The organism is Aequorivita flava, from assembly GCF_038742595.1.
Lineage (GTDB): Bacteria > Bacteroidota > Bacteroidia > Flavobacteriales > Flavobacteriaceae > Aequorivita > Aequorivita marisscotiae.
Genome location: NZ_JBANCF010000003.1, coordinates 209,148 through 230,848, shown reverse-complemented (window position 1 = coordinate 230,848; position 21,701 = coordinate 209,148). Strand labels below are relative to the sequence as shown.

Annotated in this window: 12 protein-coding genes; 2 read left to right on the top strand and 10 right to left on the bottom strand. The window is 37.4% G+C overall.

Annotated features, from left to right (window positions below; genetic code table 11):
• The first annotated feature begins 79 nt into the window (after window positions 1-79).
• The gene (locus VZD24_RS05835) at window positions 80-1,114 is read left to right on the top strand and encodes an AI-2E family transporter (protein WP_342687083.1); all 1,035 of its coding nucleotides are present in this window, start codon (window positions 80-82) and stop codon (window positions 1,112-1,114) included.
• 37 nt (window positions 1,115-1,151) lie between these two features.
• On the opposite strand, the gene VZD24_RS05830 is transcribed toward VZD24_RS05835, so the two are convergent.
• From VZD24_RS05830 to VZD24_RS05790, 9 genes are all read right to left on the bottom strand, one after another.
• The gene (locus VZD24_RS05830; protein ID WP_342687084.1) at window positions 1,152-4,175 is read right to left on the bottom strand and encodes an aminotransferase class III-fold pyridoxal phosphate-dependent enzyme; all 3,024 of its coding nucleotides are present in this window, start codon (window positions 4,173-4,175) and stop codon (window positions 1,152-1,154) included.
• A gap of 98 nt (window positions 4,176-4,273) precedes the next feature.
• The gene (locus tag VZD24_RS05825; RefSeq protein ID WP_342687085.1) at window positions 4,274-5,374 is read right to left on the bottom strand and encodes a DUF4407 domain-containing protein; all 1,101 of its coding nucleotides are present in this window, start codon (window positions 5,372-5,374) and stop codon (window positions 4,274-4,276) included.
• 130 nt (window positions 5,375-5,504) lie between these two features.
• Entirely contained in the window at window positions 5,505-5,897 is a 393-nt protein-coding gene (locus VZD24_RS05820) for a DUF2147 domain-containing protein (protein ID WP_279449230.1), read from the bottom strand.
• Between the two features lie 171 nt (window positions 5,898-6,068).
• Window positions 6,069-7,934, bottom strand: coding sequence for a S8 family peptidase (locus tag VZD24_RS05815; protein WP_342687086.1), 1,866 nt, complete (start codon window positions 7,932-7,934; stop codon window positions 6,069-6,071).
• A gap of 56 nt (window positions 7,935-7,990) precedes the next feature.
• Window positions 7,991-9,487 carry a T9SS type A sorting domain-containing protein gene (locus VZD24_RS05810; protein ID WP_279449228.1) on the bottom strand — a complete coding sequence of 499 codons (1,497 nt, stop codon included), beginning with the start codon at window positions 9,485-9,487 and terminating at the stop codon, window positions 7,991-7,993.
• Window positions 9,488-9,720: 233 nt separating this feature from the next.
• A complete protein-coding gene (locus tag VZD24_RS05805) occupies window positions 9,721-12,984 on the bottom strand; it encodes a CHAT domain-containing protein (protein ID WP_342687087.1) in 3,264 nt (1,087 codons plus the stop codon).
• Between the two features lie 142 nt (window positions 12,985-13,126).
• Window positions 13,127-13,876, bottom strand: coding sequence for a tetratricopeptide repeat protein (locus VZD24_RS05800; protein ID WP_342687088.1), 750 nt, complete (start codon window positions 13,874-13,876; stop codon window positions 13,127-13,129).
• Window positions 13,873-14,469 (bottom strand): RNA polymerase sigma factor, encoded by a 597-nt coding sequence (locus VZD24_RS05795; protein WP_342687089.1) that lies wholly within the window; start codon window positions 14,467-14,469, stop codon window positions 13,873-13,875. Before VZD24_RS05795 ends, VZD24_RS05800 begins: the two co-directional genes overlap by 4 nt.
• Window positions 14,470-14,737: 268 nt before the next feature.
• Complete coding sequence (locus tag VZD24_RS05790) at window positions 14,738-17,215, bottom strand: T9SS type A sorting domain-containing protein (protein WP_342687090.1); 2,478 nt, start codon at window positions 17,213-17,215, stop codon at window positions 14,738-14,740.
• A gap of 107 nt (window positions 17,216-17,322) precedes the next feature.
• Between VZD24_RS05790 and VZD24_RS05785 the strand changes: the two genes are divergently transcribed.
• Complete coding sequence (locus VZD24_RS05785) at window positions 17,323-18,414, top strand: diphosphomevalonate decarboxylase (protein WP_342687091.1); 1,092 nt, start codon at window positions 17,323-17,325, stop codon at window positions 18,412-18,414.
• Between the two features lie 37 nt (window positions 18,415-18,451).
• Here the strand turns inward: VZD24_RS05785 and VZD24_RS05780 are convergent, their stop codons facing one another.
• Entirely contained in the window at window positions 18,452-21,625 is a 3,174-nt protein-coding gene (locus VZD24_RS05780) for a CHAT domain-containing protein (RefSeq protein WP_342687092.1), read from the bottom strand.
• Window positions 21,626-21,701: the final 76 nt, after the last annotated feature.

Genomic DNA, 21,701 nt, shown 5'->3' with positions numbered 1-21,701 from the left:
GCACACAATCAAATCAATTTTAAAAATTTCAGCTAACTTTACTTCAAAACAAACTATCGATAACCCAATTTAAAATCTTTTGAGCACTTCTAAAATAGAAATTTCCGGTTCATATGTTATAAAATCGTTTCTGATTATAGGCGGTATATTAACAATTCTATATATTGGTTCAGGGCTGTTAATGCCTTTGCTCGTGGCCGCGATTATTGCGATTGTGTTAGACAAACCTACCGAAAAATTAAAACAATGGGGTCTGCCTTCTTGGTTGGCTATTACACTATCTGTCTTGCTTATGATCGTAATTTTTAGCTTGCTAACGTGGCTTATTACTTCACAAGTAAATACCATGGCGAACGATTGGCCCACCATAAAGGAAAAGGCTGCTGGAAAGCTAAACAACCTCTCCGAATGGGCAAACCAAACCCTTAATTGGGATTATAAAGATTACTTGGAAAACAACAAAAGGTTAATCAAAAAAGCCGAAAGTTTTGGCAGTGCATTTCTTTCTTCGTTAATGAATCTCGTTTCGCAATCCCTGCTTATTTTCGTGTACATCATTCTACTTTTAATGCAACGGGATATGTTTATCACGTTTTTTAAAAAATTGGTTTCAGACAGTGCTGCGATGGGTACTATTTTAAGTAATTCAAAAAAAATTATAAGTAGTTATTTATTGGGTAAAGGAAAAATTATGGTTTTTCTCTTTGCAATATATTATCTCGGTTTCACATTAGGTTCAGTACCGTATGCATTCTTTTTAGCTCTATTTGCGGCACTTTTCTCAATTATTCCTTACGTTGGAAATTTTATCGGGGGTGGCATTGCAGTAATCCTTTCCTATTTGTATGCCGGCGCTACGCCTGCACTTATCGTGATTGGTGTGATCTCGGCAGCACAGTTGGTAGAAAATTATGTATTAACCCCATGGATAATTGGAGATGAAATAGATCTTAACCCCTTCGTTACGGTTTTTGGCGTTATACTATTTTCAGTACTTTGGGGTATGGTCGGAGCCATTATTTCGCTTCCGCTTATCGGTGTTTTAAAAGTGGTTTTTCAGCAGACCAAAGGAATGGAACCGTATGCATTTTTAATAAAAAAGAAAGGTTCTTAAACCTATCGAAGCTCTGCTTTTACTGAAAAAAATAGTATTAAATACGAACCATATAATCTTCCGTAAAAACAGTTTTTAATCTTACCAACAGCTCATTTGCGTGCGCTTTATTGAAAACCATTGGTGGTTTTATTTTTAGAACGTTGTGATCGGGTCCGTCAATACTCATTAAAATTCCGAGTTGCTTCATTCTATTGGCTAAATAGGTAGCGTGTTCGGGCAAGGGATTTTTATCCGAATCGTTTAATTCAAAGCCTAAAAAAAGCCCTTCACCGCGCACATCGCCAATAACAGGAAATTGTTTCTGAAGTTTCTTTAATCCAGCAATTAGATATCCTCCTACTTTCAGCGCATTTTGCTGTAGATTTTCCGCTTCTATAACTTCTAAAACCGAAAGGCCAATAGCGCAAGAAACGGGATTACCTCCGAAGGTATTAAAATACTCCATGCCCGTATTAAATTTTTCGGCAATTTCTTTTGTACACGCCACCACTGCCAGTGGATGCCCGTTGCCGGCAGGTTTCCCCATCGTTACAATGTCGGGCATAATATTGTAAAGTTCAAAGGCCCAAAAGGTTTTGCCCATACGGCCAAAACCGGTTTGTACTTCATCGGCAATGCATATACCACCTGCTTTGCGAACATGTGTGTAAACTTCTTTAAAATAGTTTTTCGGAGGCACAATTTGTCCACCGCAGCTAATTAGTGTTTCCCCGATAAATCCAGCTATTTCCTTTCCTTCGGCTTTTAGATTTGTAATTATTTTCTTAGCGTGATTTGCGTAATTGGTACCGCAATTTTCCCCTAAATATGTCCCTCGGAACGAATCTGGAAGTGGAAGAATATGTGTTGTTTCGGGCTTTGGAAAACCTCCTTCACCTTCAAATTTATACGAACTCACGTCCATGACCGCATTTGTATTACCGTGATATCCAACTTCAACAGCTAAAAAATCTATATTGCCCGTAACGGTTTTTGCCATTCGCAGTGCGAGTTCATTGGCTTCGCTACCTGAGTTTACAAAATGAATAACCGATAAATGTGGCGGTAATTTTTTCAACAGAGCATCGGCGTACGCAATAATTTCTTGATGCAGATAGCGGGTATTGGTATTTAAAACTGCCATTTGTCTTTGGCCAGCTTCCACTACTTTCGGGTGTTGATGCCCAACGTGGTTTACATTATTTACGGTGTCTAGATATTTCCTGCCGTTGATGTCTGTTAAATAAACGCCTTCGCCACGCACTATATGCAACGGTTTGTCGTATGAAAGACTCAAGCCTTTTCCGAGATGGTCTTTTCTGAAGTTAATTATATTTTCTTCGGAAATCTTTTCTTCGGAAGTGTTTAATTTTTCCTTAAAAATAAAATCCGGATTCGGACAGATACTTTTCCAAACTGCAACTTTTGAAGGCAAAGCCACCCCGTTGAAGTTTTCGTTATTGCCCAAAAGATCTAAAATAAGCTGAAAGTGAAGATGCGGTGCCCAGTTGCCGTTTTCGGAAGATTTGCCAATATAGGCTATACGATCGCCTTGTTTTACTTTTTGACCTACTTGTAAAATTTCCAGCGACATTAGCGATAGATGCCCGTAAAGTGAGTAGAACTTTAGGTCTTTAAAGGTGTGCTTTAAGATAAGCATCGGGCCATAATCTTTATCAAAATTATTATTATGAATTATTTCCACAACTCCATCAAAGGGAGCGTGGACGGGAGTTTTTGCCGGTAACCAAAAATCGGTACCCAAATGAACTGTTCGGTATTGTGGCCCGTTGTTTCCCTCACTTTTAAAAGCCTCCGTGGTATAAAAAGGGCGCGTTTCTAAGTACCCGTTTAGCAGTATGGTTTTAGGATGGTGTTTTTGAAATTGCTTTAATTTAAATTTTGAAATCTCTGGGTCGTTGTATTCCGAAAGATTGCCGAGAAGCGTGCTGCCAACACTCATATCCAGATTTACTATTTTTTCTGAAGCTACATTTGGAAACATTGTTTTTAATGTAACTTGTTTACTTTTTGCCCAGGTTTCAAACTTTTTTTCCAATGGATGTGCCGAATATCCACAAGCGTTTCGGAAGGAATAATGGGCGAAATTTTCATTCACTTGAAACCATTTCTGCAATAATTCCCAAGCGGGCTTTTCGCTAATAATAAAATATTCGTCATTTGGGAATTCGGCCTTTTTTAGAGCAGCACTGGTAACCGTAATTACCAACCGAATGCCCACCAAAATATAAAGACATTCAAGTTCGTTTTCAGATAATTTATAATGTTTGTTATATCCGTTTATTACTTCTAAACCTGCCGAAAGCGGGTCTGGGAGATGCATCATTGCATACGCCAGAACAATAGCCAGGTCGTTTATGGTTTGGGTAAAAACCGAATCGCCAAAATCTATAAAACCTGTAATTTCTGGATTTTTGAAATCCTCTGAAACTAGAATATTGTAATCGTTCAAATCGTTGTGAACAATACTTTTTGGAAGAGATTTATAGGTGGTTTGTATTTTTTCGAAACGATTTTGGAAATGGGAAAGTATTTTTTTTTCTTCCCCTGTAAAAATATTTAAATGCGCTTTTGTCCAGGCGGCGTTTGCCAAATCCCAATCTAATTTTTTGTGCGCGGCCGGATGGCTAAAATCTTTTAGCGCCTGTGTTAACTTTCCTGCGGCATTGCCAAGGCTATTTCGCAAACTTTCCGTTTTCGGATTTACGGTTGCCCAAAGCCGTCCGGGAACCCAAGTTAAAACTCGCGCCGATTTGTTATTTTCAATCGTTGTGAGTGGCTTTCCACCTTTGTTTTCCACGATTTTCGAAAGTGAAAAATCAAGTCTTTTTGTTGAAAGGTGCTTTAATATTTCAATTTGAAAATCTAATTGTTGTACGTTTTCTTCCTTAGAGATTTTTAAAAGAAATTTTTTACCTAAACTCTTTTTTTTATGGGTTGAAGAACAGCTTAAAAAGAAGTTTTCATCTACATATCCGTCCAGTTTAGTGGCTTTAGCAGTAATGTTGTAATATTCTTCGGCAATTTGTGATGCTTGCTGGGGGCTAAATTTCGTCATAATCTATGGTAGTATAAACTAACAATAATACTGAAAATGAGAAGGACGAAATTAAACTTTGCGTTAAAACTTCGTCCTTTACATTGGGCTAATTAAAATTATAGAATGCTTTTTTGTTTCGTGTAAAACGCGTCTGCCTGCATTTGCATAAGTTCGCGGGCTTTTTTTCGTTTGTAATCGTAGAGTTCCTGTTCTTCGGCAATATCAGCGTAAACCCTATTATTAATTTCGCGATCGGTAGTAACGAGTATATCGCGCTGTGCCTGTTGTTGGGTTACCCATGATTTTAAGGCGCTTTCCTGTTCTTCCAGCTTTAAGTCGTAGGCGCCTTTTGGCGATAAAAGTTTTGCCAAAATAGGCGAAGTTTCAATCGCTAAAAACAATAAAAAGATAAAGAGGGAAGGCAATAACGGCAGTTTATCCAATGCATTTACTCGTGCCATCAAACCATCAAATCCTTCAATTATGGGTTGGGTGCTTGCAACTTTTGTTTGATATTGGGTAGCGAGGTTGGCTATTTTCGCTTCGGCAGCGGCTATTTTTTCTGCGTTTGCTTTCTTTAATTCGACTAATGCTGCAAGTTCTGCGTCGTGTTTTTCGCGTTTTTCTTTGTAAACAGGGCCTTTTCCAATAAGTTCTGTGCCTTTGCGCCCTTCGGCTTCGGCAATATAGGTTTCGTAAAGCGCGTTTACTTCGGCTTCTTTTTTGGTTATTTCGTTTTTTAATGTTGCTATTTCACCTTCTAATGCCGTGACCGAAGGCGTAAACTGTAATGCCAATTGATCTTTATTGGCGAGGGTCATTTCATTTTTTTCGGTAAGTAAAACTTGATTGATTTCCTTTTCAAAAATCTTCATTTCCAAAGGCTTCGAAATAACAATTGCTATAATGATTGCTAAGGCTATTCGAGGCGAAGCTTGTATTAATTCGTCAAAAAAGTTGTTTCTTTTTTTAATTGTGGAAACGATAAACCTGTCGAGATTAAAAATTAATAACCCCCAGATAATTCCGAAGAAAATAGCCGAATAATAATTATCAAAAACGGTGTAAAGTGCATAAGCACCAGCTATGGTAGCCATAATGGCGGTAAAGAAAACAGTTGCGCCAATGCCGGCGTATTTTGTGCGCTCACCGGGCGAGCATTCATCAAGGATGGCTGTATCTGCGCCAGAGCAGAAGATAAAAAAACGTTGTAACATAAATTTTGAAGATTGATGAAACTATATAACGCTATTTCTATCAGATTGTTACAGAGGCGGCAGATATTTAATTTATACTAATAGTTTAAAAACACACAATTATTGCAAGTTGCATTTTGTGGTTTTGCGGTTAAATGGGCTTTACAACTTCAAATTTTAAACCGCTATTTTCATCTGTAAAAAACACTTTTTCGCCATTTTTAGAAACTTTAAAAGTAATTTTTGAACGGGTAGTAGTTATGGTTTGCGTGCTCGCGTTGTAATTCCAAGTAGCGTTTTTATGCGTAGTGGTAGTGTATGAATAAGCCGTTCCGCCCGGTTCTTTTTCCTTTATCTCAAAACTGTTATCGGCATATAAATTAATAACAGCATTTGCCATAGCTGCTGCCATTTTTGGATTGCTGCTGCTGTTTTCAACACTTTGCACAAGCCAAGTACCTGTAATTTCTTTTTGGGAAAGTGTTTGACTTTGCGCGTTGGCAGCGAGAAGGATGAAGGCGAAAAGGGTTATTAAGTTTTTCATTGTGATTATCTTTTTATGGAATTTACGGATTAATTTAAACTTTTGTGAAGATACGAGTTTTTATGCTTTTGAGCGTCGCCCTGATTTTTAGATTGTGTTAAAAAATTGCTATCAACAAAAGAAACCTCTCGTTAAGGAGGCTCTTTTGTTGTGTTGGATATTTCCAGAAAGTTACTGTTTTATAATCCTTAAAGTGTTTGATCCTTCTTTAGCTGTGCTCACTTTTATAAAATACATGCCTGCCGAAGCATTTATCTGCTTTTCTATTGTTTTTGCCGAAGTGTAATTTTCTTCAGATATAAGTTGCCCGAGCATATTATAAATCTGTACTGTTACATCTGTATATTCTTTGCCCAAATCAATCGTAAAACTGCCTTTAGAAGGGTTTGGATAAATGACAAATGCTTTATTGTCAATATGGTCTATACCCAAACTAATTGTATTTTGAATGGCAAGAAGTGCGTCAATTTTTCCATACCCCCACGTATTGTTGGGAACAGACCCAGTAAAGGAATCCACTCTACAGGAATTGCGCAATATGGTTTTTATTTGCCCAGGGGTAAGATTAGGATTTACTTCTAGCATCAATGCCATAATCCCTGTGGAAAGCGGTGCTGCGGCACTTACCGCGTTTTGGATTCCATAAAGCCCGTTCCCGCCTTGAACAAGTGTACTGTTAGACCGGCTATAGTACGTATCGGGACTGTAGGCACAAAACGCGATTTCTCCCGGTGCTGCAAAATCTGGAGCTAATCTTCCATCCTGTGTAGGCCCTCCACTAGAGCCGATCCATAATTCTCCAGGATCGCCCTGTCCTGTAAAGTGTCGAAATACTCCATCTAAATCATACCATCCATCGTTTATCACATAGTCTGTGGGTACAATGTTCAATGTGGCACTGGCATAATCATTAATGCTGTAGCCGTGCACTACATAGGAGAGGAATCTGTTGTTAAGAGCAAAATTAGAGGGATTTAATGTACTGTGGAATTCGCCACCATCAGTTATCGTAGCACCTTGAAGAATTATTTTGTAAGTACCTGTTCCAGTAAAATCCACCATTAACTCTCTTCTGTTGGCGTCAGATCCCCAAAATTCCTGATTTTTCCCTCGATGGTACATAAAAATATCTCCCAAGTTCTGATCCACAGCATCATTAGGGCCATTAGGAGCCGCAAAAGGACCTTCTACCGTTCCATTAGGTCTTTGAAAACTTACTGTAAAACGGTCATTTTCACTATACCAAAGATCAGAGCGTAAATTACCTGCAATTGTTTTATTTACTAAAAGCTCAATGGTCTGATCCTGTGAAATAGTACCTGAAGCGTGATTATCTCGTCCGCCATCGTCACCTATTCCACAAACAAATGTATGGCCACTTTGCACATATTGATCAATAGCTCTGCTATACGTGCTACTTCCGTCCGTTGGGCCACCTATTGAACCTATATTCATTAAGGTTACAGCGGGGAGTCCGAGTTCGGCTATTTTATCTGACGCAAATTGCAATGCAATAGCTATGTAGGATGGATCCCAAAAAGCATCTTGCCCAGGCTGGCCATTAAAAGGAGGAAAATAATCGTGAGTGATTTTTATACTAATAATAGTAGCTTTTGGAGCTACTCCATGAAATTGGCCGTCTGTAGTGCCACTACCATTGCCACAAATAATTCCGGTGGTTGCCGTGCCATGACCAAATCTATCTGTTGAGAGCAGCGGATCATTATTTATCAGTGCTGTATTGATGGCGTCGTGATTATGGATGGTGCCCACTCCATAGGGGTTGTTGGGGTCATTTGCTCCCGTTGGATCAACCATGTCGTAGATATAGGCAAGCCTCGTATTACCATTTTCATCAATAAAATCTGGATGTGTATAGTTAATACCCCGATCAATCATAACAATTAGAACACCTTCTCCACTCAGACCGTATTGCGTATATACTTCGTCTAAGTTAACTTCAGCTCTTGGTATAGGTCCTTGAGCTATCAATTGTAATGAAAATAGGAAACAAAGAAATATAATTGTGTTTTTCATGGCTTTTAGATTTAGTATTATTATTTATATATTAAACTAGACACCCATTGAGCAATCTATTCTTTTATAATTCTTAAGGTCTTCGATCCTTCATTGACAGTGCTTATTCTTACAAAATAAACTCCTATGGAACCTGTGATTTCTTTTGATATTATTTTTGCAGAAGCGTATTTTTCTGAAGAGATTTGTTGCCCGAGTATATTGTAAATCTGTACTGTTACATTTGCATGTTCTTTGCCTAAATCAATCGTGAAATTGCCAGTGGTGGGATTTGGGTAAAGCATGCCGAATTCCTGATTAGTTTCAATAACACTCAATGGTTGGTCAAATTTATACACCCTCACCTGTCCAGAATCTTGACCGTTGGCATCACTCTGAGGGAATCCAATGCTTATTGTATCTCCAGTATTGCTGAATTCTAGACCAAAGCCACTATTGTCTCCAACTTGTCCGTAAATGGTTTGGCCAAATTGCACCCAATCTGTTCCATTAAATTTAAAAATTCGGGTATTCCCATCCAGCGTGGTAGCGCCTCCGGGGCCTAATAAACCTTTTATGGCAATAATATTTCCAGGGTTGTTTATGGCAACTCTTATCCCAATTTTATCAAAATCTCCCATGCCATCAATGCTGGACCCCTTTTGAACCCACGAAGTACCATTCCAAGAAAAAACTCTGGCTCTTCCTATCCGATCTCCACTGTTACTTTTAAATTCACTTTCTGCGGAAATTATTGTGTTGCCATCTGCGCTAATATCCACAGATAAACCAAAATTACCATTGGTTTGCTCGCCTGGAATATCATCTCCTTTTGCAATCCATTCGGTCCCATTAAATTCGTAGACGCTAATTTCTCCATTACCATTGCTTACAGGATCAGCATATAGGGCACCTGCAACAAATGTGTTTCCATCTGCGCTTAATTTTACGGAATATCCAAATTGATCTTCCATTGCCTCCCCATTTATGTTTGAACCTAGTTTTACCCACGCATTTCCGTTCCAGCCAAAAACCCGCACCTGTCCTGTGTTTATACCTTGGGAACGATGATCAATTGATCCAATTGCCACTCTGGTGCCATCTGCACTCATGCTCACCGCTCCACCACTTTGATCATTTGCGGTTTCACTTGGAATAGTTGCCCCGAGCTGGACCCAGTTTGCACCATCAAAAGAAAAAACTCTCACATTTCCAGAACCATTTCCCGTATTATCGTTATATGGGGCGCCAACAGCAAGGGTATTGCCGTCTGCGCTCAGACTGACCCTGCTACTGTGGTCATCTGCAGCTTCACCATCAATGTCTGCTCCTTTTTGAGACCAAACGGTGCCATTGTAGCTAAACACTCGAACCTGGCCTGCGTCGTTTCCTGCGTCGTCATTATATTGCGCTCCCCCAGCGACTGTATTGCCATCGGCACTAAGGGAAGCCCAGCGACCAAAGTCATCACCGGGGGCTTTACCATTTATATCGTTACCCAATTGCACCCAATTTTGCGCAGAAGCAGTAAAACAAAAAATGCTTAATACTGAAAAAAATAAAAGTCGTTTCATAATATCTGGTTTAGTGTTAATTAAAATAGATTTTGAAACTTGGCGAAGTATTTCTGTGACAAGTTTCTATTCTTTTAACGATGGTGTTTAAAAAGGTCATCACTTATTCTAGAGAAAAGATGAAAGAAAATAGATAAAAGAGGAAGTTCAGAAAAAGAAAAGATAGGAGGATCCGTGACCTGAGATTTGAATCTTAAAAAAAAACACTAGAAAGTAGTCGGGGAGTAGTTGGATTATGCTTTGTTTATTTTCTTTCTTTTGAGAAGAAAAATAATGAAGACACCTATTAATAAAAATCCTAAAACCCACCACCAAATAGGATTGAAATTGTGTTGTAATTGAATGGGAGCAGTGTCACCAATCAAGACCATGCCTGCCCAATATTGGGGCGATACGGTGCGGCCTTTGGCAGTTGCAATGTAGTTTAGCTTTGCTTGCCTCAGGGCTTCATCTTTTGCCATGCCTTCGGCGAGATTGTCGTAAAAATTTTGGATAATTTTCACACTGCTTTCTTCGTCAATTTGCCAAAGACTGGTTAAGATGCTTTCGCTGCCCGCATAGTTGAAAGCGTGTGCCAAAGAAATCATTCCCTCCCCAGGTTGGTATGTAGGTTTTCCTGTTTCGCAGGCCGTTAAGATGGCAAGATTTGAACTTAGATTGGTGTTGTAAATCTCGAAGGTGTACAGTGAGTTTTCGTCGTAGCTGTCATTTTTCGCATACTTTTTCGCAAAAATAAGACGTGAAAATTCAGGGCTTACATTATTGCTTTCTGCGTGTGTGCCAATATGAATTATTTTGTGTTCGCCTGCATTGGCTTCAAAAATCTGCTTTGTTGAATTTTCATTTATAAACGATTTTCCATCAAATATTTTAGAGTAATTCTCGGCCAACTCTACACTACTTGGTTGCGATAGTAAAGTGAGGTAAGCAATATCACTATTAACAGAATCTGTAATTGCTATTTTGTAGTCAGTCTTCATTTTTTTAGTGAAACCGGGGGCAAAGGCAACAAAATTTTCAGAAAACATTTTGGGCTTTTTGTCTTCGTTTAAAAGCAAAAGACTAAAGTTGTACGAAATGGAATGGCTTGCCAGCAAACTATTAGTACCGAGCTCTTTATAGCTTTTTATTTTTGATGGCGTTAGGGTTTCAAAACTTAAATTGAAGAGCGCACCATCTGGAATAATAATTACCTTTTCGTTAATTATACGGCTGCTCAAAGGTTCCCACAATTGCTGATAAAGTTCATAAAGCAAGGTGGATTCTTCTTCCAAAGTTATTTTTGGATCGCTTAATTTTTCAATATGATTTTTTACAGATTTGTATTTTAGGGGAAGAATACTTCGGTTTTTGCTATCCAAAACAATTCCGTATAAATTTTTTTCGATAAACAAATAGCGAATTATAGTAGTGTTGGCGGGAATATATTTTTGTAAATCTTTAAGTGAAGCATCCAATGTGGCATACTTCATTTGGTAATATTTGGGATAGGCTGTTTTCAAAGAATCTAAAAACAAATTATAAATAGTACTCGCGTCGAGATAATTTTGAAATGACGAAGATGAATCTTCACTTAAAGCGCTGAGGTTAACGGCTTCATTTTTTAACTCGCTTTCCCTTTTTATAACAGCTTGCGGAACATCTGCAAAATTGATTTTATCTTGAAGCATCAACTTGGAGCGGATGGTGTAATAAACACTGTTTTCGTGAGTTTCAATAAGCTTTGTAAGGTATTTTTTATTGTCGGTTTGGGTGTATAAATCATAATACAGCTGTTTTGTGAAATTGTAAAGCCCCAAAAAATTTGAATACAGCACATTTACATTATCGTCTTTTGAAATCAGGGCTTTCTGTTCCTCAAGAATTTTGAAGGCATCGCCCAAATTTTTCAAAAGACTTTTGAGAAAAATAGAATCTTTGGAAGTGTTTTGTGCGTAAAGTGCTTCTGATTTCGCTAAAATCAACAATGGTTTGCGGTAGGTCAATTTTAATACATCTAAACGGGTACTTTTGTTTTGAGTGCGGGCATCAATATAATCTATTCCTTTTTGGCTCCATTCGGCGGCTTTTGCGAAGTCGCCAATAGTATAATACACTTCTGAAAGGTTTAGAGTATGAGCAATGAGGTCGCTATTGTTTTCGCCTCCGTTCTTTTTTAAATACTTATAGGCGTTTAAAGAAGTGGTTAATGCTGCTTCATCTTTACCGTTTTTCGCCAAAAACAAGCTTTTATCCTGTGCAAAACCTAAGTAGGTATCGTCTAGGTTTTCTCCTAGGGCGATTTTGTATAATTTTTCGGCATCGCTGTATGATTTTTCCGCCTTTTCAATTTCGCCCTTTAGGTCGTAACAACTTGCAAGATTGGCAATTGCAATAGCTTGCCAATATACATCCGGACTGGAATCGGTCTCGTAGATGGCGAGTGCTTTTTCTAAGGAAACAACAGCGCTGCCTGTTTCCTTTAATGCCATTTGCGATTGGGCTAACAATATAAGCGCACGTGGAATTTCTGGGTCGCCTGGGAGGTATAATTGATCACGATTATTGTAAATGTACGCCATAAGTTTATTGGCTCTATTTACGTGGCCAATATTAGTATAAAGCGAACCGAGGTTTGAAATACCGGTCCATTTTAAACGTTTACTGCGCGAAACAACACGAACATCTTTTGATTCATTTATAACAAAATTGCAATCTTGAATGAGCCTTTCCAGTGTTTGTATGGATTCAGAAATATTGCCACGAGCTTCCATTACCAGGGCCATATTCAATTTAATGCCTGAGGAGGAATACACTTTATAAACCGAATCGCCCTGTATTTTTTGTAAGGTTTTGATAGCGTTTTCAAAGAAGTATTGCGCACTGTCTAATTTTTGGGACCGCCACATCATAATGCCAAAAAAATTGTTGACGTCGGAGATTTTTTTATAGTTCTTTATCTCGGATTTTTTTAATTCTGAAAGTGCTTTTTTAGCCTGTTTGTTGGCGTCTAAAAATTTTCCGGATATGTAATAGGAATACGTTAACGCATAGTATGCCTCGCCAATTTCGTTGTGCGTTGCATTGGGGACTGATCGTATTGTATTTAGTGATTTTTCAGCAGCATTGAAAGATTCGGTGATGTTTCCCAATTCCTCATAAAGTTGAGAAAGGCCGTACAGTGCTTTATGCTGGGCGCGTTTGGATGCTCCCAGTGTTATTAGGTTTTTAAAAAATGCATCGGCTTTTTTGGCTGCATTATTTGGGTTGCTTTTTAAGAACGCAACCTTCCCCACATATACTGTGTATTGCGCCAAAGAATCTATTTGTTTGGCCTGTTTAAAATTTTCAATTTGCGTATGTAGTGCAATATCTGCCTCTTTTAATTGATTGTTTAATAGATAACCGTCTATTAATTTAATGCCAGATAAATCTGTGTCTTGACCGAAGCTCTTTTGGGAGAAAACTAAAAAAGCGGTCAGGATTAAAAGTAAAAAATTGTTGTATTTAAATACCATACAATTTTAGTTAATGTTATCGGAAATAGTGCGCACAGTTTATAATCGTGTTCTTGTACGATTATATTATTACAGCTGTTTTTTCATTGCCACAGACCAAAGTCCAGGGTTGTAATTATATGAGTTGTATTTAAGGCTCTGTTTATTTGTTTAGAGCCTTTAGTAACTTGTTATTTCTTTCAGAAGGATGCTGTTTTAACAGTTGTTTTGCTGCTTCCATTTGTCCTAATTTTATTTTTGCCAATGCTGTGTAATATGCGGCATCTTCTTTAAAAATACCTTCATTGAATTTACTGGAAGGTTCTAAATAGTCTAATGATTTTTCAGCATTTCCTTCGGCTAAATAGGCCACTCCTAAAAAGTAATTTAGAGTGTCATTGTTTGCTTTTTCGGGGAGCAGCTTTTGCCACCAATTAATAGCTTCTTTGTATTCTTCGCGTTTATAAACTACCATTCCTTCGTAAAAACTATAGTTGTTTGTCGTGCCCATTACTGTTCGCAAACCAGGGTCTGCTTCAAAATGAGCTGCAAATATTTTTTCTGGAGAATTGGTGTTTTGCAATAACCAAAATATTCCAAATAATACGACCAATACCGCGGCAATAGAATACCATATTGTCGTTGATTTCGTTTTTTTTGCTGCACCTTTTTGTATGTATAAACCTTTTTGATCAGCTGAAATGTGCTCGTGAAATTCCTTGATTTTCGATTGGCGAATACTATCTTCAATCGCTATTCTTACTTGTTTTACGTGTGCTATTTTTTCGGATAGGTTTGAAATTTGGTTGAGTTTTTTATCTGACAATAGTGCTTCTTCTGAAACATTTTTTTGATCCAGATACGTTTCTATTATGTCCCATTCTAAGGAGTTTATTTCAATTGGGGATTTCATTTTTTCATTTTACTTTTTAAGTCGTGGTTTTTGCCAAGTGCCAATTCCTTTAATTTTTGAATGCACCTGTATTTTTTGTTTTTTGCCGAGGCTTCTTCAATATTTAGATTTTCAGCAATATTACGCAACGACATTTTATGGAAATAAAACTGCGTGAGCAGCTCTCTGCAACCTTGACCAAGGTTTTCAAAAGCAGCCAATGTTATAGTTAGTTGCTTGTCCTTTTTGTCAAGGTCACTTGCTTGTATATCTTCTGTTGCAAGTTGATACATTTTATCGTTTATTGAAGTTGTTTTTCTTTTAGCTAGAATTCTTGTTTGGTCTATCCATTTATTTCTGGCTATTGTAAATAGATACGCTTCTATCTCTTTTTCGTTTTTTGGCTTAAATTTGCGTGAGTTCAGTTTTTTCCAACAAACAAAATAAGCTTCCTGAAAAATATCTTTGGCTTTATCTATCGTGCCTCCATTTTTAAGGATGTAATATTTTGTTTTTGGATATTCGGCAATATAAAATTCACGTATTGTTGCCTCCTCATTATTTAAGAAAGCATCCAATAGTTTAAATTTTCCTTGAGTGAGTGTATCTTCCATAGAAATCTATGGAAATATACGATTTTAAACTTTCTTTTTCAATTTGAAATTTGTCCTATTTTTAATTTTAATTGACAGCTATTAAACCTCAAGCCAATTGGCGTTTCAATACCATAACGATAATTGTTTAAAAGGTCATCAAAAAGAAATGGATTTAGGACGTAAGACCGCTTCGCTGAAAGATATAAGATGTATAATTGGCAATAAAAAATGCCCCATTTTTCAGGGGCATTCCGGCTGATGTCCAACCTAAAAGCTATTGAACGATCTACTGTTTTATAATCCTTAAAGTGTTGGATCCTTCTTTAGCTGTGCTCACTTTTACGAAATACATTCCTGCGGAAGCATTTATGTGCTGTTCTATTGTTTTTGCCGAAGTGTAATTTTCTTCAGATATAAGATGCCCGAGCATGTTTGTAATTTGCACAGAAACATTTGTATATTCCTGACCAAGGTTTATAATGAATTGCCCATTTGAAGGGTTTGGAAACAGGGTTAGATTGCTCAGAGAATTTTCTTCGGTTCCCAAAACAATGTTGCTTACTTTTAGCGTAACATCATTTGGGTTGCAGATTACATCAAAAGTATAATTATGGCCGTCGTGATGTGCAGTAACGCTTGCCGGTAGGTTACAAGTTGTAATGTCGTTTGCCGTAAGAATTACAAATTCATCATTTAAATTTGCTTCGTAGTTTAAGTCTACGAGAATAGTGCCTTCTAAAATGGCATCTCCCTGGACATCATATACATCAAATTGAGAGCCAGCGTTTGGTCCGTATATTTCAATGGCTAAGATTGCATTGGTTGATGAGGCATAATCGTTAATATGGGTTAAAGTTCCGGGGTAGCCACCTGGCGAAAGGGTGCCTTCAAAAATAATGTTACTTCCAAGTTGTACCGATCCATTTCCCATTAAAATACCATCACCTTGTAAGGATCTACTAAACTCTAAATTACCAGTTTCGGCAATAATCTTCCCTGACCCTGTATTGTTTACATTGCTTTGTATGTTGAAAGTTCCTGTTTCTTGTGCTCTCTTTATAATCCCAGTATTTACAATGGTTCCCCACTCACTATTGCCTCCTACAATTGAACCATTTGTGTTTAAATTGATAAGTCCTGTGGGCAGATTGTTCAAGGTTGGATTACCATATCCTAATTTAACTTGACCAGATTCATTAACATTTATAGTTCCTTCATTGTTTAAGGTTATTTGGTCTCTGATGGCTGTGCTTTGACCACCGTCTGCTATATTAAGTATCCCAAGATTGGTAAGAGTGCCATCGTCTTGAAGGTCTCCGTGGAACCAATTAACACCAGCTGGTCCATCAAAATCAAAAATGGCTTCCGTTCCTGTTGCAACACTTAGCTTTCTGTTCCAATTTATGGGGCCGTCCAGTTGCCCGCTAAGAGTGCCTTCACAGATTATTCCAGGGTTACTTCCAATGTTCCATTCCAGAATACCGTTGGTCGCTACATTATAAATACCATCGGTAAGTACGGTATTTTCTTTAGTAAATTGCAAAGTTCCGCTTTCCACTAAAATAGTTCCATTGTTATTTAGTAATGGCGCATTTATTTCAAAAACACCTGTTCCCTGTGCTCTTTTTATTAAACCTGTGTTTAAGATAGTTCCCCACTGACTATTACCTCCTACAATTAAACCATCAGAATTTAAGTTGATAACTCCTGTGGGCAGATTGTTCAAGGTTGGATTACCATATCCTAATTTAACTTGACCAGATTCATTAATATTTATAGTTCCTTCATTGTTTAGGGTTATTTGGTCCCTGATGGCTGTGCTTTGACCACCATCTACTATATTAAGTATTCCAAGATTGGTAAGAGTGCCATCATCTTGAAGGTCTCCTTGGAACCAATTAACACCAGCTGGCCCATCAAAATCGAAAATAGCTTCCGTTCCTGTTGCAACACTTAGCTTTCTGTTCCAATTTATGGGCCCGTCCAGTTGCCCGCTAAGAGTGCCTTCGCAGATTATTCCTGGGTTAATTCCAATGCTCCATTCCAGAGTACCATTGGTCGCTACATTATAAGTACCATCGGTTAGCACGGTATTTTCTTTAGTAAATTGCAAGGTTCCGCTTTCCACTAAAATAGTTCCATTGTTATTTAGTAATGGAGCATTTATTTCAAAAACACCTGTTCCCTGTGCTCTTTTTATTAAACCTGTGTTTACGATAGATCCCCACTGACTATTACCTCCTACAATTGATGTGTCTGTATTTAGATTGAGAATTCCCGTAGGTAAGTTGTTAAGTGTTGGAGTTCCGTAACCCATTTTAAAGAGTCCAGAGTCATTAAAATTGATTGTTCCTTCATTGTTCAGAATCAATTGGTCCCTAAGTGTTTGAGAGGATGAAGGGCCTTCAACTATATTAACTATTCCAAGGTTATTAATTGTGCCATTCCCACTTAACTGTCCAGTGGTCCAAGTAACAATCACATTGGTTGAGATAGAAGAAACAGAGGACGTGGAAATATTATGTTCTATTGTAACCATTGCATTTCCTTGAAAATCAAAAGATTTAATATTTGCTGAAGCATTAAAAGTCATAACACTTCCTGTAGGAATTATAACATCATGAGTTGAACTTGGTACACCAAATGGATCCCAATTACCATCTACATTAAAGTTGCCGCCAGAAGGTCCCACCCATGTTTTTGTCTGTGCTGAAATTGTCAAGCAAAAAATACCTAAAATCGAGAAAAATAAAAATCGTTTCATACTATTTGGTTTTGGGATTATATAGGTACATCGGGATTGTTTTAAAAATGTCATCATTTTCATGAATTGTTTTTTTCGCTACATTTGTGCTTTATCCCCATTGCAATATGCCACAACACAAATTTATTGTTTGTAACTACAACAACTCTTTATCTTCCGGAACTGTTTCATATCAAGCACCTAGCAATATTGCTTTGGTGAAATATTGGGGTAAATATGGTGAGCAGTTGCCCATGAATGCTTCCGTTAGTTTTACTTTAAAAAACTGCAATACCAAAACAATACTTTCTTTTAAAAAGAAGGATTCTAACGGATTTGATTTTGAAGTTTATCTGGATGGACATAGAGAAATATCATTCGAACCAAAAATTTTAAAATTCTTCGAAAGAGTAGAGGCCTATTTGCCGTTTTTGAAGGATTTTCAATTTAAAATTGAAACTACCAACAGTTTTCCGCACAGTAGTGGTATAGCTTCTTCTGCTAGCGGGATGAGCGCTTTGGCTTTGTGTTTAATGGATATGGAACGGCAAATGCAACCCGATATACCTAAAGATTACTTCATTGAAAAAGCTTCATTTTTGGCGCGTTTGGGGTCTGGAAGTGCTTGTAGAAGTATTGAAGGTCCTTTAATAGTGTGGGGAGAACATCCTGAAATTAATGGAAGTAGTAATTATTTCGGTACAAAATATCCGTTTAAAGTTCACGAAAATTTTAAAAACTACCAAGACACTATTTTATTGGTAGATAAGGGCGAAAAACAGGTAAGTAGTACTCTTGGCCATAATTTAATGGTGGAGCATCCCTTTGCTGTGCAACGTTTTAGGCAAGCGAAAGATAATTTATCAAAACTGATTTCGGTTTTTAAAAATGGCGATATTTCACAATTTGTTAAAATTGTAGAAAGCGAAGCGTTATCGCTGCATGCCATGATGCTTACTTCTATGCCTTATTTTATTTTAATGAAACCCAACACGTTGGAAATCATTAACCGTATTTGGAAATTTCGCAAAGATACAAACAGCCAGGTGTGCTTTACGTTGGATGCCGGAGCAAATGTTCACGTGCTTTATCCCGAAGTTGAAAACGACACCGTGCTACATTTTATTAAAACGGAACTCGCACAATTTTGTAAAAATGCTGAATTTATTAAAGATGAGGTTGGCTGTGGTGCGGAAAAACTACAAGACACCAAATTTTAAAGATTAAATATAGAAGTTTCCGTGACTTAGAAGGACTTTAGGATTCATTGTTCTGGTGTTCGGTATTCATAGTTTCTTTTTTATTCTTCACGATAAAAAATAGTAATAAAAAACCAACAATCCCAGCCAAAGCATACCACCACCAAGCTACACTAGTTTTTAAAATAATAGGAGCCGAATCGCCTATAAGTATTAAACCCGCCCAATAGTGAGGCGATGCTGTACGGCCTTCGGCGGTTTGAATATAACGTATTTTTGCCTTGCGCAATGCTTCGTCTTTGGGCATTTTTTGGGCAAGATTATCGTAAAACAATTTTACAATTTTAGCACTGGACTCTTCATCAATTTCCCAGAGGCTGGTTAAAATGCTTTCACTTCCCGCATAGTTAAAAGCATGCGCCAAGGAAATCATCCCCTCACCGGCTTGATAGGTAGGTTTGCCGGTTTCGCAGGCTGTTAAAATAGCGAGATTGGAAGAAAGATCTATGTTGTATATCTCGAATGAATACAATGAGTTTTCGTTGTAATTTTCTACGCTCTCCGGGGTTTTTGCAAAAATTAATCGGCTTAATTCTGGGCTTATATTATTGCTTTCTGCGTGCGTCCCAATATGTATAATTTTATGTTTTTTTGCATTGGCAATAAACTTTTCTTTATTTGCTTTTTCATTTATAAAATAACTCCCGTTAAACTCTTGGGCATACTGTTTTACTAAATCTTCACTAAAGGGTTGTGGCAAAAGTTTTAAATAGGCTTTATCTAAATTTACCGAGTCTTTTATGGCATGTTTATAGTTTTTCTTCATTACTTCATTAAATCCAGGTGCAAAGGCAATAAACTCTGACGCATACTCCGCAACTTTTCTGTTGTCTTTATACAGCAACAAACTAAAATTATACGAAATGTCGTAATTGGCCAACAAGCTATTGGACGCCATTTCCTTAAAAGTAGCAATGCGTTTTGGTGTAAGAATTTCAAAACTGAGATTAAAAAGTTCACGGTCCGGTACAATCACTACCTTTTGGGTGTTAATATAACTTTCTAATGGCAGCCATAGTGCCTGATATAAGTCGAATAATAATGGACTAATTTTTTCAACTGAAAAAGCATCATCTTGTAGTTTTGTGATATGCTCTTTAACCGAAGAAAAATTAAGGTGTATCATTTTTTTCCAAACCGAAGAAACTACGTAAGCATAAAGTTCGTTTTCAATAAAAATGTATCGGATTACCGTTGTGTTATTGGGTATTTTTTGTTGCAGATCTGTAATGGGTTCCTCAAGGGTTGCATAGCGCATTTTGTAATATTTGGGAAAGTGATGCTTCAGCGAATCTAAAAACTGTTCCCAGTTTTCTGACGCCTTAAAAAAAGAAGCAATATTAGTTTCTTCCGAATTGTTAAATGCAGAAACCATATTATTTTTTAGTAAGTATTCGCGTGCCACAACTTTATTGGGAATATGTTTAAAGGTTATATTTTCACGCAAATCCAATCGCGACCGGATACGGTTGTAAATACTGGATTCGTGTAGGGCGATAAGTTTATCTAAATATTCCGGATTTTCGGTAATCTGGTATAACTCTAGCCTTATTTTTTCAACAAAGTCTAAAAGCTCTTCATTTTCGGCAAGTAGTAAAATAATGTCTTCCTGGTTGTTCACCACTTTTTTTCGTTGGTTTAAAATAGCGATACCCTCATCTACTTGTGCTAGCAATTCTTTTAAAAAATCGGGGTTTTTATTTTCTTCTAAATAATATTTAGACGCAGCATTTATTAGTAAGGCTTGTGGCTTTCGGTACTGACTGAGAATAGAATCTGCCGTGCTTAATTTTTCACCTTTCTTTATAATGTTGAAATCGAGGGCTTCGGTACTGTATTTTTTTGCTTCGGCATAATCTTTAAGTAAAAAATGTACTTGTGCCAAATTGATTATGTGATAGAATTCCTGTAAGGTATTTTTAAAATCGCCCGTGTGGGTGTAATTGTATATTTCTTCAGCTAGGGCAATTGCTTTTTTTCTAAATTGATTTTTAGCAGCAAAGAGCGAATGGGTCTGCAACCCGTCTAAAAAATCTTTCGGATAATTTCCGTCCAAAGTATTTCTATATGCCGTTTCGCCTTTTTGATAATAGAGTTCTGCATTGGTTACATCTCCTAAAGACTCATATATAGTTGCCCGCGTGTTAAGAGCTCCGGCTTCCCAATAAAGGTTTGCTCCGGGGCTCGTTTTTAAAAGCTCTAATGCCCGATCTGCATTTATGGCAGCTCCCTCAAAATCTCTACTTGCAATTTTTGCTTCAGCCAAGATTATATTTGAAATAATAAGATTGATATCGTTTTTTTCAAGGAACTTTTTTTTCTGTTCGAACGAATATTCTATTAGTTCCTGAGCGCGGGAATGTTCACCCAAAGTATTGTAAAAAACCGCCATATTATCAAGGGTAACACACTGCTGGTTTTTTGCTTCAATTTTTCTTGCATTATCTGTAGATTGCTCTATATACGCCTGAAATCCAGAGATAGCTTCTTTAGAAATTTTAATGGCTTCACGGTTTTTGCCGAGGGCATTCCATAAAACGGCAAGGTTCATTTTTATAAGGGCCGGACGATAATGACGGTTCATTATATCGCTTTCATCGGTTTTTGCCAAAACTTTTATCGCCTCCTCAAAGTAATATCTAGAACTATCTAGCTTAGCCTCTTGCCACATCATTCCACCGAGTGCATTGTAAACCTGATTGTAAAAAACGTAATCTGGTTCTTTTATTTTATTTAAGATGCGCAAGGCAGTTTGGTAATGTTTGTTCGCAAGCGGATAGTTTCCCATTTTTGCTGCATAATACCCCATTTTATATTCAAAGTTAGCTTCAATTTTATTATTGGCAGCATTATTTTTTTTGGTAATTGATAGGTTTTCGAACAAGATGTTGTATGCGTTTTGTGTTTGTCCGGCATAGTCGTAAACCCACGTCATTTCTGCAATAGCTTCGGCAATATACTGTGGGGTGGCGTGGGTTTTTATTTCGGCTAAAAGCGCCTCGGCTTTTTGTATGGCTAAATTATTGTTGCCATTGCTTAATTTAAAATCACCCACAAATTGAATGTATTTGTAAAGACTGTCGTATTTTTTTTCGGTACGATAACGTGTAAGGATTTTTGAAAGCTCAGCGCGGGCTTTTTCAAGAGAATCCTGCGCAATAAGCGTGTGCATTTTTTTTACGGAACTGTATTTTTGTTGCGAATAGCATTGAAAACAAACTGAAAAAAAAACGAGCTGGAAGAAGACG